At 41.4% G+C, this 16,143-nt stretch carries 23 protein-coding genes; 11 read left to right on the plus strand and 12 right to left on the minus strand.

What is annotated here, in order from left to right; all coding sequences use genetic code 11:
- The first annotated feature begins 883 nt into the window (after positions 1 to 883).
- Positions 884 to 2,014, plus strand: coding sequence for a phage integrase N-terminal domain-containing protein (locus HA050_RS11665; protein WP_166826134.1), 1,131 nt, complete (start codon positions 884 to 886; stop codon positions 2,012 to 2,014).
- 207 nt (positions 2,015 to 2,221) lie between these two features.
- On the opposite strand, the gene HA050_RS11670 is transcribed toward HA050_RS11665, so the two are convergent.
- Positions 2,222 to 2,620 (minus strand): type II toxin-antitoxin system VapC family toxin, encoded by a 399-nt coding sequence (locus HA050_RS11670; protein ID WP_166826136.1) that lies wholly within the window; start codon positions 2,618 to 2,620, stop codon positions 2,222 to 2,224.
- Positions 2,617 to 2,874 (minus strand): antitoxin, encoded by a 258-nt coding sequence (locus tag HA050_RS11675; protein WP_166826139.1) that lies wholly within the window; start codon positions 2,872 to 2,874, stop codon positions 2,617 to 2,619. The genes HA050_RS11670 and HA050_RS11675 overlap by 4 nt, the downstream gene beginning before the upstream one ends.
- 809 nt (positions 2,875 to 3,683) lie before the next feature.
- On the opposite strand from HA050_RS11675, the gene HA050_RS11680 reads away from it, so the two are divergent.
- The 6 genes from HA050_RS11680 (at position 3,684) to HA050_RS11705 (ending at position 6,732) form a co-directional block, all read left to right on the plus strand.
- Positions 3,684 to 4,124 carry a hypothetical protein gene (locus HA050_RS11680; RefSeq protein ID WP_166826141.1) on the plus strand — a complete coding sequence of 147 codons (441 nt, stop codon included), beginning with the start codon at positions 3,684 to 3,686 and terminating at the stop codon, positions 4,122 to 4,124.
- Between the two features lie 73 nt (positions 4,125 to 4,197).
- A complete protein-coding gene (locus HA050_RS11685) occupies positions 4,198 to 4,515 on the plus strand; it encodes a hypothetical protein (RefSeq protein WP_166826143.1) in 318 nt (105 codons plus the stop codon).
- Positions 4,516 to 4,723: 208 nt separating this feature from the next.
- Positions 4,724 to 4,870 (plus strand): hypothetical protein, encoded by a 147-nt coding sequence (locus HA050_RS11690; RefSeq protein WP_166826146.1) that lies wholly within the window; start codon positions 4,724 to 4,726, stop codon positions 4,868 to 4,870.
- A 126-nt stretch (positions 4,871 to 4,996) separates the two neighbouring features.
- Positions 4,997 to 5,647 carry a hypothetical protein gene (locus HA050_RS11695; RefSeq protein ID WP_166826149.1) on the plus strand — a complete coding sequence of 217 codons (651 nt, stop codon included), beginning with the start codon at positions 4,997 to 4,999 and terminating at the stop codon, positions 5,645 to 5,647.
- Positions 5,648 to 5,750: 103 nt separating this feature from the next.
- Positions 5,751 to 6,176: a hypothetical protein gene (locus HA050_RS11700; RefSeq protein ID WP_166826151.1), complete on the plus strand. Its 426-nt coding sequence runs from the start codon at positions 5,751 to 5,753 to the stop codon at positions 6,174 to 6,176.
- 31 nt (positions 6,177 to 6,207) lie between these two features.
- Positions 6,208 to 6,732: a hypothetical protein gene (locus HA050_RS11705; protein WP_166826154.1), complete on the plus strand. Its 525-nt coding sequence runs from the start codon at positions 6,208 to 6,210 to the stop codon at positions 6,730 to 6,732.
- 89 nt (positions 6,733 to 6,821) lie between these two features.
- Here HA050_RS11705 and HA050_RS11710 read toward each other — a convergent pair whose 3' ends face one another.
- The 3 genes from HA050_RS11710 to HA050_RS11720 all read right to left on the minus strand — a co-directional run bounded on the left by HA050_RS11710 (position 6,822) and on the right by HA050_RS11720 (position 7,920).
- Positions 6,822 to 7,100 carry a hypothetical protein gene (locus HA050_RS11710; RefSeq protein WP_166826157.1) on the minus strand — a complete coding sequence of 93 codons (279 nt, stop codon included), beginning with the start codon at positions 7,098 to 7,100 and terminating at the stop codon, positions 6,822 to 6,824.
- 14 nt (positions 7,101 to 7,114) lie between these two features.
- On the minus strand, positions 7,115 to 7,399 hold the full coding sequence (locus tag HA050_RS11715; RefSeq protein WP_166826160.1) for a DUF2975 domain-containing protein: 285 nt from the start codon (positions 7,397 to 7,399) through the stop codon (positions 7,115 to 7,117).
- Between the two features lie 65 nt (positions 7,400 to 7,464).
- On the minus strand, positions 7,465 to 7,920 hold the full coding sequence (locus tag HA050_RS11720; protein WP_166826163.1) for a hypothetical protein: 456 nt from the start codon (positions 7,918 to 7,920) through the stop codon (positions 7,465 to 7,467).
- 413 nt (positions 7,921 to 8,333) lie between these two features.
- On the opposite strand from HA050_RS11720, the gene HA050_RS11725 reads away from it, so the two are divergent.
- From HA050_RS11725 to HA050_RS11735, 3 genes are all read left to right on the plus strand, one after another.
- A complete protein-coding gene (locus HA050_RS11725) occupies positions 8,334 to 9,164 on the plus strand; it encodes a DUF932 domain-containing protein (protein WP_166826165.1) in 831 nt (276 codons plus the stop codon).
- 90 nt (positions 9,165 to 9,254) lie between these two features.
- Entirely contained in the window at positions 9,255 to 9,575 is a 321-nt protein-coding gene (locus tag HA050_RS11730) for a hypothetical protein (RefSeq protein ID WP_166826168.1), read from the plus strand.
- A 383-nt stretch (positions 9,576 to 9,958) separates the two neighbouring features.
- A complete protein-coding gene (locus tag HA050_RS11735) occupies positions 9,959 to 10,879 on the plus strand; it encodes a hypothetical protein (RefSeq protein ID WP_166826171.1) in 921 nt (306 codons plus the stop codon).
- A 122-nt stretch (positions 10,880 to 11,001) separates the two neighbouring features.
- Here HA050_RS11735 and HA050_RS11740 read toward each other — a convergent pair whose 3' ends face one another.
- The 6 genes from HA050_RS11740 to HA050_RS11765 form a co-directional block, all read right to left on the minus strand.
- Complete coding sequence (locus tag HA050_RS11740; protein ID WP_166826174.1) at positions 11,002 to 11,382, minus strand: hypothetical protein; 381 nt, start codon at positions 11,380 to 11,382, stop codon at positions 11,002 to 11,004.
- An 82-nt stretch (positions 11,383 to 11,464) separates the two neighbouring features.
- Complete coding sequence (locus tag HA050_RS11745; protein ID WP_166826177.1) at positions 11,465 to 11,668, minus strand: hypothetical protein; 204 nt, start codon at positions 11,666 to 11,668, stop codon at positions 11,465 to 11,467.
- On the minus strand, positions 11,668 to 11,934 hold the full coding sequence (locus HA050_RS11750) for a hypothetical protein (RefSeq protein WP_166826180.1): 267 nt from the start codon (positions 11,932 to 11,934) through the stop codon (positions 11,668 to 11,670). Before HA050_RS11750 ends, HA050_RS11745 begins: the two co-directional genes overlap by 1 nt.
- On the minus strand, positions 11,931 to 12,185 hold the full coding sequence (locus tag HA050_RS11755; protein WP_115226432.1) for a hypothetical protein: 255 nt from the start codon (positions 12,183 to 12,185) through the stop codon (positions 11,931 to 11,933). The genes HA050_RS11750 and HA050_RS11755 overlap by 4 nt, the downstream gene beginning before the upstream one ends.
- Before the next feature lie 415 nt (positions 12,186 to 12,600).
- The gene (locus tag HA050_RS11760) at positions 12,601 to 13,596 is read right to left on the minus strand and encodes a ParB/RepB/Spo0J family partition protein (RefSeq protein ID WP_115226431.1); all 996 of its coding nucleotides are present in this window, start codon (positions 13,594 to 13,596) and stop codon (positions 12,601 to 12,603) included.
- A gap of 228 nt (positions 13,597 to 13,824) precedes the next feature.
- A complete protein-coding gene (locus HA050_RS11765) occupies positions 13,825 to 14,502 on the minus strand; it encodes a hypothetical protein (RefSeq protein WP_166826183.1) in 678 nt (225 codons plus the stop codon).
- 368 nt (positions 14,503 to 14,870) lie between these two features.
- On the opposite strand from HA050_RS11765, the gene HA050_RS11770 reads away from it, so the two are divergent.
- Positions 14,871 to 15,755: a DUF6685 family protein gene (locus HA050_RS11770; protein ID WP_166826186.1), complete on the plus strand. Its 885-nt coding sequence runs from the start codon at positions 14,871 to 14,873 to the stop codon at positions 15,753 to 15,755.
- Between the two features lie 139 nt (positions 15,756 to 15,894).
- Here the strand turns inward: HA050_RS11770 and HA050_RS11775 are convergent, their stop codons facing one another.
- Entirely contained in the window at positions 15,895 to 16,143 is a 249-nt protein-coding gene (locus tag HA050_RS11775; RefSeq protein ID WP_166826189.1) for a hypothetical protein, read from the minus strand.

A 16,143-nucleotide genomic window follows, 5' to 3' on the forward strand; every position in this document is an offset into this window, starting at 1 on the left:
GATGTTGCAGTCACAAACGCAAGCTGAGCGTTCAATAAATGCAGCGCCCCTAAAAAGGGCAAATCAAAAATGCTGGTAGAGATACCGGACTAGGCTAGGACTACCTAGACCATTTAGAGGAGTTCGCTCCTTTTGTAGATCAGTAGAAAGAGCATCAAGCGATTGAAGCTATTTGAATACTGATGAGTTAAGAAGTACGGCCAAGGCAATAGCTTAGGCACATAGATCAGTTTTTTTTTCAGACTGACAGTAAAAAAGCGATAGAAAATATCGCTCCTATTGGCACTCGCCAATGGGTCTAGTAATCCACACCAGTTGTTCTCTCGAACAACACATACCAATGCATCTTAAGTAAGCAAATTTCGCAACGCCTGTAGTGTTGGCATTTTTTCGCCCCTATCTACTTCGCACAACGCGGTTTTTGTTTTTTTTGATCCATTGAATAGATCGGCCATGCAGAGCCGGTTGGTAAAAAAAATACGCATATAGCCCCATAGCACCCGCAAGCAGCCGCTTGAATTACATACCGAACCTCCCTATCGCAGGCGTGGCAATCGTTATGAAATTGTGCAGAACTGATCGCTCAAAAGTAGGCCCATTGAGTGAAGATATGATCAGGATGGAGGTGCGAAAGAATTAGTTGCCGGTACTTATAACCGGATCATTGCTTATCGGGTTTTGTCTCCCGATAAGCCTACGCCTAGCGTAGCCCTGTATTGCGTATGCCACGCACAACAGGAGGATGAATTCAGCTCTAAAGAACATGGCTGGCCAAGATTTATTGATCGCAACACCTGCGGCACTGCAACCGCACAGCATTGAATATTTATGACCTCGACTGCACGGGTATTGAATTGATTTACAAATACAGGCAGAGCACAACATGAACACACTTAAACAGGCTGCAATCAATAAAGACCGAGCACGCCGGAAGCGAATAAACACAAGTAGCCCAGCACACAGCCCAACAGTAAAAAAAGATTTGCAAGTCGAAAGAATGGCCACGAGATTGCGCGAAAAAAATGGCGAATTGCAAATAAGCCCACTGCACCTCGATATATGCACCCTGCTTGCGGAGCACAGCGGCAAACCCGCCAAGATGAAGTACAGCCACCACAATATAGTGAGTGACGAAACCAGAGATAAAAAAGCGACAACGATCTTTAACGCATTTAAACAATTGCGCGGGCTTGGTTACAAAATTGAGCGTAGTCACTCACTTGGCCAAAAGCACTTGATCGCATTATTTTCGCTTTGGCAGAATCAAAACTTAAGCGCATCAACAATCGAAAATCGTGTCAGCGTATTACGCCAATTTTGCTGCTGGATGGGAAAGTTTGGCATTGTTGATGATGCAAAGGCTCAACTTTCTAAGCCTCTGCCTAAACGGGCATATGGAGCAACAAGCGACAAGACGTGGACGGGAAATGGCATTGATGTGCTCAGTAAAATTGAAGAAGTCGCGAACGAAAATTTAATTATCGGTTTACAACTCAAGCTTCAATATCACTTTGGCCTGCGCCGGAAAGAGAGCTGGCTTTTCCAGCCTTGTATCGCCGACTGCCTGGATATGATTGAGCTATCGCGAGGGACCAAAGGTGGCCGTGGCCGTGTTATTGCGATCAAGACGGTAGAGCAACGTCAGCTACTCGATACCTGCCGATCCCTTTTCAAAGGGAAGGCAACCATGGTGCCAAAAACCTACAAGACACTCAAAGAATGGGAAAACCATTATGCCTACGTTTTGCGCAAACATGGCATCACAAAAAATGAACTCGGGATCTCCAGTCACGGGCTCCGACACGAATTTGCAAATGAGCAATATGAAAAATTAGAAGGCGGGCCATCACCAATTAAAGGTGGAGTATTGCGTCCACAGCAGGACATGACCACTCGCTACCGTATTTCTCAAATGCTCGGGCATGGTCGGCCTTATGTGACCAGCTGCTATATCAGCAGCCCAGGCTTATTGAAACGGCATCATGCAGAAACACAAAACAAAGATATAGCGTAGTAAATACGTAGTAAATTCAGAATTTATCGATTTATGCGACAAGATTAAAATAAATACTACGTATTAAATACGTAGTACTTTTTTATCTTTTTGGTTTAAGTAAGAACTTATCAGAGCACTTCACACAGGAGGCATTGTGTGGCGCAATTTAAGAACCGGCGTTCTACACACAAGCTTGTAGAGAGCTGTAAGTCGTTTGGTTCACCATTATTGTGTCCAATCTTCCAGCAACAACCCTGGCATGTGCTTAAACGCCTGATCGTTGCTTACCATCACAGCACCGATACTTAGCGCATGAGTTGCAATCAAGCAGTCCAAAGGCGCAAGGCTTTTACCATACTGGGCCATTTCGACACGAGTTACACCGTAACGCTCAGCAGCATGGCTATCCCAGGGCAATACTTCCACCCTCAAGAGAAACTCTCGTACAGCAAGATGCAAGCGCTTAGCATCAGGGCGTTTTGCCAAACCAAACAGCAGCTCTCCCTCTGTAATCGCTGAAATACACAACGAGGCCATCGGTACAGCTTGAATTCGTTGTGCCACTTGCGGATGCGCTTTAATCAAATGGCTAACGGTATTGGTATCCAACATGTAGCGCTTCATTCCCCATATCCAGCAAATGGATCACGGTCTTGAGTGCCCTGATCACGCTCATGCTCACTCAAGAAATCATCATCCACGCATCCGGCTATTGCAGCAAAAAAACCATCCCAGTCCGCAGGTCGTCGCGACAAAATCACATCTCCGGTTTCTGCATCTTGCCGAATGTATATTTCTTTAGTCTCAAAGCGATATGCCGCAGGCAAGCGCACGGCTTGGCTACGCCCATTTACAAATAGTTTGGCGATGTGGCTCATGGCGACCTCCTTATACTTTGGTATATATCAAAGTATATACCAGTCCATACATAAAGAAAGCACTCACACATAGGGTTTGCCACTTGAGGCAAAATTTTCTCAAAGCATCAATTTTCATGCTTCGCACATGTTTTTACGTAGTAAATACGCAGTACTTAGTGCCCCCAAACAATAAACACTACGTATTTACTACGCATAATTCTGTAATTATTGATCAAATGAGCAAGACTTGACAGCCCACATCGGCTCAAGCTAATGTGATGACTCATGCCCTATCTTTATCGCTTCATACGACGTGCGAGCTGGCCACGGATAGACACACAGCAAGGACTCCCTATAGTCCCTACTCAAAATCTTGCGCTTTCTGCAAGTTCGACACCTTTGGTACAGATGTGTGATTTCAACCTGATCCTTGCCGCATTACCTCGGCACTCCCTTCTACCTAAGTAAGACCATCCCCACGCATTTTTAATGCACTTGGATGGCTTTGGCACGTCCTGTTTCTCATAAGACCGCCTGCGGCCACGGAACCCACTCTCATGGCACATTGCGTACTAAAAATCACCCGGATTGCACTAATCTCCCTGTGATTTTTTTGCGTGTCGTCATGAGAGCATCCGCCAGACTGCGAGAACCTTGTTCTCGCAGTCTGGACATCAATTCCAGAGTCCGCTTCACGCGAGCACTGAAAACCTGCGTCTATGAACTTTGAGGCATTCCTTCCCCCTGTTTTTTATCAACTACGATTTATTCACCCAATGGGCGCACTACCCCAACGGGGGTGTTGCGTCGTTTTTAAGGAAAACATGATGAGCAATGAAATTGCTTTAAACAGCAGCATGGATAAAAAAGCAAAATCATTTATCGTCTGCTGGACGATTGGTGATACAGATCACTGGCAGCCATACCTTCTTGGCGATCATAACGACCCAGAAACTGAAGCTCTAAAACATTACGATCGTTTAATCGAAAGCGGCGTAACTTTAGTCAATGTGACCGCAGTAATTAAAAGCACAGACTATGACGAACCAACGCTCAGCGCTCATCCAGAAAGAACTCAGATTTTTACAGCCAATCAAGTGATTGCATTACGCAGTATTTTTGCTGATGCCTTTGGTGCCTTTCAAAAAAAAGCAACGCCTGAAGAACATGATTGGAAATATCACTTACTCAGTTTGCAAGAGCTGAAGGATGCATTCCCTTCGGTACTCAACTACGCACCAGACACTTCAAATATGCCTCTAGCGTAATCAAACAAACTTCATTCAATCCCCATTGGGTCATGCCCAATGGGGGCATGATTCCCTTCAGAAAGGAACAATCATGCATAAAGTCAGTGAGCATAATCATCTTCTGGCCAAGGCTACGGAGTGGTTGCCATGGGAGGATATTCAGGTTTCAGATAACCATGACGATACTTTTTTAGCCCTAGCATGTTACAGCTCAGACTCCTATGGCTCATGGCAGGACGCTATAAACCAAGGAGGAGTTTATGAATTCAATTTAGAGACTCAGACACTTGGTGAGTGCCTAAGTTTGATGGCTGGCGCACGGTTGGCAGGCAAATGCTTAGGGTATAAAGAAACCCTCGAATTTATCGCTAAGACCGACCACAGCAAGCAGCTAATGGGTCATGCTTGATGGTTAAAAAACATAACTACTCAGCTCGCAAACTAGCCGATCATTTACGTGTAGCGGGGTTGGCCGGTGCGGGGGGGACATATATCGTCTGTATGAAAGTAGCAGGTGATGAGTACATTCTGGTGAGTGCTTTCACTGCTATACTGATATGGCTAGCTGCACTTTTGGCAGCCACTCTGCTAGATATTGTTTTTGGGGAGCCAGATCAATGAACCCAGCACTCGCACAAATCATTCAAGTTGCATGTATGTTCATTGGTGCAATTGTTTTCGTTGCTGTTTTTGGTGCCGTTGGCCAGGTTTGGAGTAATCGAATCCGGCAGAAACGCCACGATCAAAAAACAAAACCAAGCTAAAAGTTACTTTTAGCCCAATAAAGCCTACGTTTCGACGTGGGCTTTTTTACGTCTATTTTTCAAACCCAGTGGGCGCAACACTCCCCACCGGGTGTGTTACGCCTCCTTTTAAAAGGAAGCCTACCAATGTTAGTTCTTATCCCCGCCCATCCTCAGCATAAAAGCAGCCGTGACATATGGATCAACCCTGCGTTTGTTGTGAGCGTAAAACAAGTTGAAGATAACTACGTTCTCGTGACCGGAGGAACAGAAATCGTTCTCGTTGAATGTGGTTACAACAACCAATACTGCGTTGTCCGCGTTCACTACACACAAGCTGAGATCGTAAATTTTCTAAATGGCAGCAATGAACAAGCTACGGGCATTACTCAAAGTTTATTGCCGGCCAATGAAAAAAAAGATCCAGCAGGAGTAATGCCGCAATCAATACCTATCGCTCATTGGGACCACTACTCCAAGGATGCGGTAAAGGAAAAACCATTCGAGCTCAGTATTAATGATCAACGAGAAAGTAATGGCCAGTTATATGCTGACCTAGGGATTTCTTGTGGCCATATAGACGATATGGCCAGCGTTATCATGGAAGTCAATACAAACCCTTTAACGGGGGATGATGATGTGCCTTGCATTCATGTGTCCTTCGACGCGAGTAACAATGCGATCAGCTTATATAAAATTGCTGATCGCTATCTGCTCACTACAGAAACTGGTGTTGAACTTGAACCATTTAAAGGTGAGTTCAGGGGCACATCAGAATTAATGTACTGGATAAAGTAATACTTTAGCTAGTACTAACCATAGCGTTTTCATTCCTTTTTTAAACCCAACGGGTGCATCGACACCTAACGGGTTGGTGTACCTGCTTCTTGAGGGATACACCATGAAAAAACTAGCGATTTCCATTACCGGCAAAACAACGTCAGATTTAGAAAATTCCATCCGTGAGGTTCTACGGCTGATAAGTAATGGCAATACTTCAGGCTTCGATTCAAACGAGTTAGGCCAATATACTTTTGAAGTAGAAAGCCAAACGGAAACTAATGCCTTTCCAGAAGAATTTAGCAAAGGGCATTGGTATTTAGATCTTGAAACCAGTCAGCTTTATATCGTTCCCAATAGCCAGTATGCAATTGCCGAAATTATCGGGGCTGACGATGAAAAGCTGGAGTTACTAAACACAATTTATCGAGAAACGCCATTCGATAAAATTAATCCATTTATGGTCGCTGAAAAACTCCATCTTGAAATTGTTATTGATGCACTTAAGCGCTTTGACCCAGATGATGAGTTTTACTACGTAGCGTAATCTTTTTTTAAATCTAAATTGGAAATATATAATGACCATTCACTCAACACATCCAGATTTTATTACGCGTGCTCATTCAAATGTTCTACTTATTCAAGCAGGATACGATGTTATCGACCCAGACATTATAGATTTAGCTTACCAGCCTGAAGAATTCAAAGACAATGATCTTGATAAAAAACATGAATCATTAAAAATAAACGCATTGGAATGCTATCTCGATAATTTATATTCTCATTATGAAAAATCAGACACATTTATTGACAAAGTAGCTGAAAAAGTCAGCGACTACGTAAGTAATCATTTAATAACCACTTTAAGTATTTTACTCATAATATTGACGGCAACAATCGGAGCAATAAATAGCTTTCATTCCAAAGAAATTACATTTATCCCTATTGATGAAATTCAACATTTCTGTTTCTCATTTGAAACATCAAAACCATACATATTTTCGCCGGGAGGAGAATATACGTTTAACGGAAAAAACTATCGGTGCGAACAGGTAGCCAATTTTTACCAATGGATACCTATCGATAGCAATGCAAATAACTAGAACTCGCTCTTAATACCAGCGCTAAATAAAAAAGCCACTCCCTTCACAGGGGAGTGGCTTTTCTACAGCTAATGTAGATGGATAAAAGGTTATTGGCCTGATGTTTTGAATAGTTCAGCATCCGCAACATTAACTGCAAATTGTTCGCGTACCTTATCATCGGCAAGATGCGGGGCAGTAGATCCATCTCGCTGGGCAACATGAGCAGCCGCCGTGGCCAGCTCAGTTTCGCCAACGTGAAGCGAAACAGACATACCAAAATTCCCAAGATCATTGGGAGACATCCAGCACGTTAGACCCATCACTCGCAGCTTTTCAGCTGCGTCGTTGATGATGCCCATTGCTTGCAAGTTGTTCATCATACTCATGCTCGTTCCCGTGATTATGCGCTAATGCGACTTGCAGTGATAATTGCCGTAGCAATAGCTGCCTTACGACGTTTACCGCCTCTCGGAGGCTTTTGCTTAGCAAAGAGAAAGCAAAACATAGCCAAGATTGAGCAAGTGAACACTCCCAGCAACATCGCAACAATGGGATGAGGGAGAAGTGCACTGCTTGGATAATTATTGATGTAGAGCCAAAGCATGCCACTGCAACTCCCTAAAAAGCAGAGTGCAGCAACCACACAAAACAAGATACCAATCTTTTTTAGATCTCGTTCTCTCATTTCCCTTAATCCTTTGTAGATTACTGAGTTGCAGGCCGCTTGAATGTCAGCACTGGACAAATATCCTATGTTTTCTTACCAACTTGAAACATATGATTACAACGATTACAAAGAAACGAGTCATCCCATATGGCTTTGAGAGGTGGCCATGTTTTCGAGTTGTAATTAACAGCAAAGACAATCCAAGCTACAGAGCCTGCAATCCACAAGGTGCCAGCAAGCCCAGCGAGTACCTGGTTGTGCCCCAAAAAAAGGCTAAGAACAAAATACACTAGGAAGATGTACCCAAGCGGCTTCAATAACCGTTTTTTAGGTGGAGGAGAAGCCTTCAGAGACATTGCTGTCTGGGCGGTTCCCCGTGTTTTCGTTTTGGCCAAACCAAGACCTAAACCGCCTCGGCCAAGCCCGATACCCGATGTATTGGATGAAGTATTAATGTCAGAAATTCCGTGTTCAAAGATCACGGAAAGTCGCTGAGTCGCATCGCTATTACATGTAGGGCAATTTAAGTCTGTACTCATTGTCATCTCGCTGATTTTATCCTTCGAGCATTGTAACAAAGGAGTAAAACTTTGAAAGAAATTATGCTGATTTAATATGATTATTCTCAAAATAATTCAAATAATTAGCACTTCTCTTTCATGTTGCAAACAATAAGGGCTTCGTAGATAATGAAAATTCATGCTTCAATCATTAATTTGACGTGCGAACTGAACACGAGCTGAAACACAGTCATTGCTTATAGCAAATCGCCTCAACTTGTATTTTTTACCCCCCAAACACAAAGAAGATTATTCCGTTTTTTTGTGTAGTAGATCTTGAAGCCGTTTGTACTAAGGCACAGATCAGCATTTAAGCTTTTCACTTTTAAACTCACCCCACTGGGAACACCATCCCAGGCGGGCATGGTGTTCTTCTTTTTTGGAGATTCATCATGTTCGGTACTTCTCATTTAATGCACAGTAATCGTGGCGCTATCGCGTCCTCTCTAAGCAATGACCAACTCCGTCGTGCAGCTTCAAGCGTCTTTGCTGAAGATCCTCACGACAGTCGTTCTGAGCGTTATCAGTTCATCCCCACCATCCAAGTACTTGATGCCATGCGTGCTGAAGGTTTTGTGCCGGTTCGAGCCATGCAAAGTAAGACGCGTGATCTCGACCGCCGTGATCACACTAAGCATATGGTTGTGCTTCGACACCAAAATGATTTATCTAAAACAGATATTTGCCCTGAAATTATTCTATTAAACAGTCATGACGGAAGTAGCAGCTACCAGTTGCATGCTGGCTTATTCCGCTTTGTCTGCTCCAATGGAATTATTGTTTCTGATGCCACTTTTGCGTCTGTGCGAGTACATCATTCCGGTCGAAATTTGATTGATGATGTTATCGAAGGGACCTATGAAGTTGTTAAAGAAACACCCATGTTGATGGGCAAAATAGACCTGATGCAATCCACGCAATTGAACGATCGGGAGCGAAATATTTTTGCTGAATCGGCATTAGAGCTGAAATATGAAAGCGCAGATGCAGCTCCCATCGACAGTTCAAAGTTACTTTCTTATCGTCGATCAGAAGACAAACTGCCTGACTTATGGACCACCTTTAACACTGTTCAAGAAAACTTGATCCGTGGCGGATTAAGAGGAAGAACAGCCAAAGGGAACCGGACGTCAACACGCGCAGTGAAAGGCGTATCTGAGAATGTACGCCTGAATAAAGCCTTGTGGACGCTGGCCGAAAAAATGGCTCAGCTTAAGCATTAATTTTTAAAATCGCACCGAAGCTATTACGGTGCTTATCAACGGAGAGTGTGGGCCTTAGGCCCGCGCTCTTTTTTTTTGAGGAAAATATTTATGCTCACTACTTACGAAATGGCAACTCTTGCAGCCTTATGCTCGAAGTTGAAAAACATCGATGTAATGCAGATTATGCTTTCAGACGGGGAATATGACCTAACGTTGCAAAGACGGATCCACATTCCAGATTTCACCACAGCTCTTAACTTAATCACGATTGCAGAGTCTTTAGAACAACTCAAGAAAATCATCGAGAGGTGCGATGCCCTTTATTTCCAAGGCAGCCTAGAAATGGCAGATGAAAATTGGCCACTACTAACTCATGCAATCTCTATTCGCGCAGACCAAATTAGGCTGCAAACAAATAAGCCGCAATAAAGGAACAATCATGGCGGTGAAATATGTCGTTAAAGATGAACATACCCTTGTTATATTAATGATGAGTATCCAGGCCTAATGAGGGTTCTTTTTGGAAGCAGGCTTAAAGGTGGCCATGATTGGCTAAACGGGCCAGTTCACATTACAAGCGATACACAGGTACGTTCTGCCACTAAAGAGGATTTTGAGACTTTTCGGGTAGTGATTCCTTCAGACTTCACGTAAGAAAGATTGATTGCAATTTAGCCTTACCGATTTATCGTAATTAATCATTAAATTAAGTTTTAGTCTTTTATATAAAGCGTTTAAAAAATCTTCACATTTTATAACCCTTAGGGATACTAATCCTTAAGGGGATTGGTGTCTCACTTTCGGAGCACATCATGTCTTATAAAACGATTCGTAAAAACGCACTTAAAACCATTCAAGCAACGTTAGAAGAGTGTTCGGTTATACATTGCTACGAATATGATGAGATGAAATCAGATACGGATAACAAGATATTCTCTGTTACAGACGTACTTGAAGCAGGAAAAAAATTTGAATTTGATCGGGTATATCTCAGCTTAGAAGGTGAGCAATGGACCTATATTCGTTGTGTAATTCATAGCAACTATTTTTTCACCGGCTATCGCTCTAAAGAAGCCGCAAGACGTCTGATGACAAAAGAAGCATTTGCTAAATCTTTCCCTGACGATGCAGCAGCAGAGCTTGTCCTCGATGAATTAAAACAAAAGCAATTAGCAGAACAACGCAGCAATGATCAAGCTAAAGCAGTAATAAATCAAAAAACAAATGTTTCTCAGCCAATTTTCTATTTAGGGCAACACATAATTGCGAAATTTTCAACGCAAATAAAATTTAGCCATATTGCAGACTATATCAATGAATGCTCTAAACCACAGGAAAATCCCCCTTACTGGATAGACAACCAATGGAAGAAAAATTTCAACTGGGAAATTAGAGAATGCAAAATACAAAAAATTCTGACTTTAGATCCATTAGAATATGATTTATTTATGGCCAGTCTTTTAGAAGATCGCTATTATTTTTTCAATGGGACAGGAGGGACAAACAGCGACTTCAATCTCAATAGAGAAATTAAAAATTTTGGAGAATTAACCGATGAGGAACAAGTAAAGTGGCGAGCTCATGCATATAGCTTGGTTGTCATCATTCAATCGCATGGACGTAAATCAATTGCGGTAAATCCAGAAGGACATAACTATGTTCGCTACGTTGGAATAGAACCGACACAAATATACGTGGATAAATCAATTAAAATGGTGAGCAATCAACATTAGTAAAAAACCACCATTAAAAGACAAACCCCAGCCTTATTCCTTTGGAATTAAGCTGGGGTTTTTTTAAATTTTATTGCTATAAAAAATGTAAACATGACACAAAAAATAAACACCATATATACTTAAAAATCAAAAAAATTCTTTAGCTGTTTATAATGCCTGACTGAATTTGAATATTTTTTCAATAATTCATCACTGACATTTTTCATCGGCTCAGCAAATTGAGGTTTCAAAGAAAATGTACCTGTAAATTCAAGCGAATATTTATTTAAGGCATTGAGATACGCCAGCATCATTTCTCCCTCTTCAAGAGGGCTCTTCCCCCATGATCTTAACATAGCTAAATCGTGAATTTTCTTTTCAATTTCACTCCCGACCTCCAAAAAAAGCTGACATTGCTTTTTTAAAAAATCACTATCTCTCATTACATTGCCGTCAAAGATCGTCAAACCATCAATATCAATATCTTTAGCACTTTTTACAAGTTCATAAATTGTTGTCATTACAATTCCATTTTTTTTAAATAAAAATACATAAAACCGAAAAGCAATCAATAACACTACATTTTAAATTTATATTTTTTAACTATTTAGGCAATCTGATATAACCATTTCGACTAGGTATAAAACAATTATCGCTTCTAGCCGAAGTTTTAAGATTGCCACGCAATGCCTGAACCCAACCCCGCTCATACTCATTAAACTGCACGGAGCCTTGTTCGAAAGGTATCTTTAACGGCAGGCCAGATAAGAAATTTTCTTGCCCTAATAAAAATTCATTAGATTCCATCAGGAACGTTCCTTACTATTTTCCTTATTGCGCTCACGCAATTGAATAGCAGACATTCCTTGAATAAGTCCAAGCATGCAATGAAGCGCCCCAGAAAAAACAATAAAGTACAAAATAAAATCAAATAAGCTAGATGAGCGATTTGAAGTGATTCCGGCAACATAAGCCGTCATTATTAAGCCAATAGAAATGGCTATAGCGTAAAGTGCGCCTTTCTTAAGACAAAGGCACCACTTATAAATGGCGAGTAATTGATTGTTTGTCATTGGTAAAAACGCGATTCATCGCAAGTTGAAGAGGAAAGCTGTATATGGGCGATCACTTTATTTTTCGCTTTAAATAAAAGTGCAAGTCCTTCTTCACGCTCAACTTCATTTGCAAAATTAGCCTGCGAAAAACAAGCGCCTAAATTTTCTAATGCTGAGCGTGCCCGCAGGTAATCCGTAGATGGAAGAGTGTCAAAAAGTTTGAAAAATCTTTTTGTCTCTTTTTTCATTTGATTTAAAGCGTAACTCATACCAATCACTCCAAATTACTTTGTTATATGTATAGCTAGCGATTCTATCGCTCTCCAATACGCAATGGGACCAACAGATAAGATTCACATAAAACCGAACTGAAATAAAAAAATTTAATGTTGCCATTCTCTATGAGGGTACAGTGGCAACATTAATATTGTAGCAAACAGTAGGAAACTCTAATTAACCAGCACATTTCAAAGCCAGCCAAAATTTACTCCATTCAGTACTGATATTATCCCACCCTAACCTTTGTAAGCTTTCACCGACAAACCTCAATAAATATTATACCAATCGAAAGCAATGAAACAACTTTAAAATGGAGCAACAACTTAAATGTCGCTATTTTTTAAAAATAAAAAAAACCTCGCTTAATCCCCGGAGAAGGGATTAAAGCGAGGTTAAGATTCAAAATCATAAAGCAACTTCTTTACTTTCCTGAGAGACGCGATTGTCCTCATCAAGCGGCAAAGGTAAAGACTGCTGCTGTGCATCATCAGGTGTTTCCGGCTCAACTAACTCCCCCATCAGCTCCATGATCTCTTGGCGAAGATCATCCGGTAAATGATCAAACACCGGGTGGGCCTTTAACTTAGCTACAGTTGCATACAGCTTTGGGGCAGCTTTTTTTACCTGTTTTTGATGAGCAGTCTGCGGATTTAAGTGCTTACTTGTAATCTTTACGCGAGCACTATTATCAACAACACCGCCTTTCACAGAAAGATCAGCTTTAGCTCTTAGTTCTGCCAAAGCTTTTTCCAGAACTTGCACAACATTGCTTCCGTGCTCTTTAATTGCATCGATGGCCACATCAACAGCGACTAAACGCTCCTGAACCATTTGACGAACACGAAGAGGGGAAGACATCAACAATAATAAGCGATCAACGTGAGTGACCGATACGCAGGCACTATGGGCAATTTCAGCGGTCGTTTTACCGAACTGCATACTTAGCCTCTTAAATACCACCGCCTTTTCATACTGGGTTAGTTGCTTGCCCGAATTGCTTTGGACCAATCCCAGAGTGATATCCTCCATCGAGGTGCCAGAAGAAACTGTAACAGCGTAAACCGTTTTAATTTGATCTGCTTCACTTAGCTCTGAGTTAGCCAAGTGCACCGCTTCATACCGGCAATGACCATCTGTAATGTAGATAACATCTTCTAAGCCTTCTTTCGCAACAAAGACCTCCATTGCTCCGTTTTTCTTAAAACCGTGAGCCTTCATGCTGTCTGCCAGATAGCGGATATGAGCGTGGTATTCCTCATCTTTCACACGCACATTGAAATCAGGCAGAATTTTCAGCTTATCAATTGATGGCTGCCAAAGATCGGCACTGCTCGTACCTTTCATACTGCCTTTAATTGAGCCAGGAACCAAATCTTTGATTATTGATTGATCATCGGTCATTTTTAATACCTATTAAATAATATGGCATGCCATAAAATGTACATGCTGAATATTGAATGATTAGGTATATCATAGCAAGAGGGAAATAAACCCCTTTTGCTATGAATTACCCATTATGAATTTTCTACTTATTATAGCATAATGCCAGTTTAATTTATTAATGGAACATATAGCGATCCAAATTACTTAGCAATCTAAAAATATAAAACATACTTTATATTAAAATCCTTAAAACATAAGCGTCAATGATCGCTTATGTCCCATACAAAGCATATTTAATCTATTTTTAACATATGCATGCATGCGTTCTCTTGCACTATTCCTCAAGGGAACCTCCATACGTTTGATACTCTCTATTTTTGCGCTTAAACGACGCGACAAAGGATAGTTTTTATTTTCAAAAAGAATAACCAATTCATCATCTGAGTAGCTCTCAAAATTCTGCCCTGATTCACGCATTAGCTCTTTTTGAATATCACAAAATTCAGACCAACTTAATTGACCTGCATTAACTTTGTAAATCAGACTATTTAACTCATTTCCTTGCTTCCACATGGTTGTTCCGCTCAGCTTATCTAGCATGCCAAGTGCTTTTAAATGATATGAACAGCACATTTCTTCTGCGGCAAGCTCAAGTGTTTTATATGTACCGTGTGACGTAAACCCTGAAGCCCGGAAATATTGGATGCGATAAGCCCCATCTTCGGGATTGCTCATTTCAGGCAATATCACGGCCCATTGATCACCAGAACGATTAGAGAACTCAACACCCACAGGATTGCCCTGTGTGGACCCCATAACCCATTCATATTTACGCTGCAAACCTAGCGTAAAATTTTTTAATATGCACATGGACGGCCCACGGGCTTGTTCTGCCAGCCTACTAGGGCAAAGATACTTTCTCATAACACCTCCAAAAAAAGTTAACGAGAGGTGCCCCCTAGAGGTTGCACCCTCTAGGGACTTGAATAAAATTTATTTATCCAAAAATAATCTTTTTTAGATAAAGTCTGGACGAAAAAAAACGCCACTGAAGGCGTTAGCTAAACATCGTCTTAAACGAAATAGATAAAGTACCGAGTAGGTACATACTGTGTTTTCAGCTCGCGTTCAGTTCTCGCGTCAAATATATTGATAAAAGCATGAAATTGTATTGTCATTGAAGATTCAGTATCTTGCAACTGCAAAACCACTCTAAAAAAAATTAGTCACACCTAAGCTAGAAGTAACTGGCCGAAATATATTTTCGCTATGAAAACTAACTGGAAGTCACAATGAGACGGCTAGAACACCCTATTTTTGATAGCATTCGTGAATACTTTGGCCAACCTGCGAAACTATTACGCCTGTTTGAACAACGTCAGGATATTCATGTAGCACTAAAACCTACATCAACACTCATTGATGTAGAAAGCGTTGTTGCATGGCATGAATTAGGTAGTATTCTTCGTCTTAATAAAGGAGATATCCAAGGCTGGAGCAGCAGCAAAGGCCATTTCTCCACACACCGACCAGAGTATGCTCAAATTAGTAGCTGTGAGATTATCGAACAGTGGGCCTGTGATATCCAGGAAGTGTATGGATTTGCATTATCAAAATCCGACCTAAGCAAATTTTCCAGTACCGATGCAATGGTAGAAGAAAATGCACCTGAGATGATTGATGAAATCACCACTGAAAAATTAACACAAAACCTTGCTCATAAAGAAATTCGTATAATCCACTCCCCCAAAACTTCAGACTGCTTTACCGTACATCGATGGGATAAACGTATATTTTTACTGAACTCTGGCGGCTCCCATCATTTGGCGGCGGCTAAACTTATTGCACGCCGACTCAACATAAAGGTACCGCTGAAGAGCAAAATTCGTGTTCACAAGCTTAACCCCCTAGCAATTGCCTCACTACGTAACGATTTTGATATTTTTATCATTTCAAATAAACCTGACGTCTGTAACACAATTCGCGATGCCATGAAATCTTTCAAGGCAACATGGCTATCACACGAACTACCAATTCCCTATAACAATGCCCAAGCAATATTGCTCCCAAAAGACGAGCAACGATCAATAACTGTATCCAACACATTACGCCAGGCTGGAATAGTTGACCTTGGCCGATATCTAGCCGACCTCTGCGATAGGCAAGATCAACATTAAAATTCCTTAAATAAACATATCCCCTCAACCATGCCATATTTAGACTTAGACAGCCCCCCCCAATGAGATAACTTGGTTTGCGGTTGCATTCGGGCACTTATGCCTACGCTCACAATCCATGGTGCAGCTATCATCGCTATTACTGTGGCCTCGCAGCATCAAGAATACGTTCAACCGCTGCATACATTTGTTTTCCATCACTTTCTTGATAAAAAAAGTCGTTGATGAAAGTTGAATACGCCAGTCCTTGGTTTTTCTCATCAGACCATTTGGCAAAATCGTTAGCGGTTGAGATTGCTTTGCGCTGAAAAACATGTGCAGCTTGCCGTGCTGCTTCTTTATCTCTGCGTTTTTGAATGAGCTCAATTTCATCTGCAGTTAGTTCCAC

Origin of the sequence: Iodobacter violaceini (assembly GCF_011601265.1) — a bacterium.
GTDB classification, from domain to species: Bacteria; Pseudomonadota; Gammaproteobacteria; order Burkholderiales; family Chitinibacteraceae; genus Iodobacter; species Iodobacter violaceini.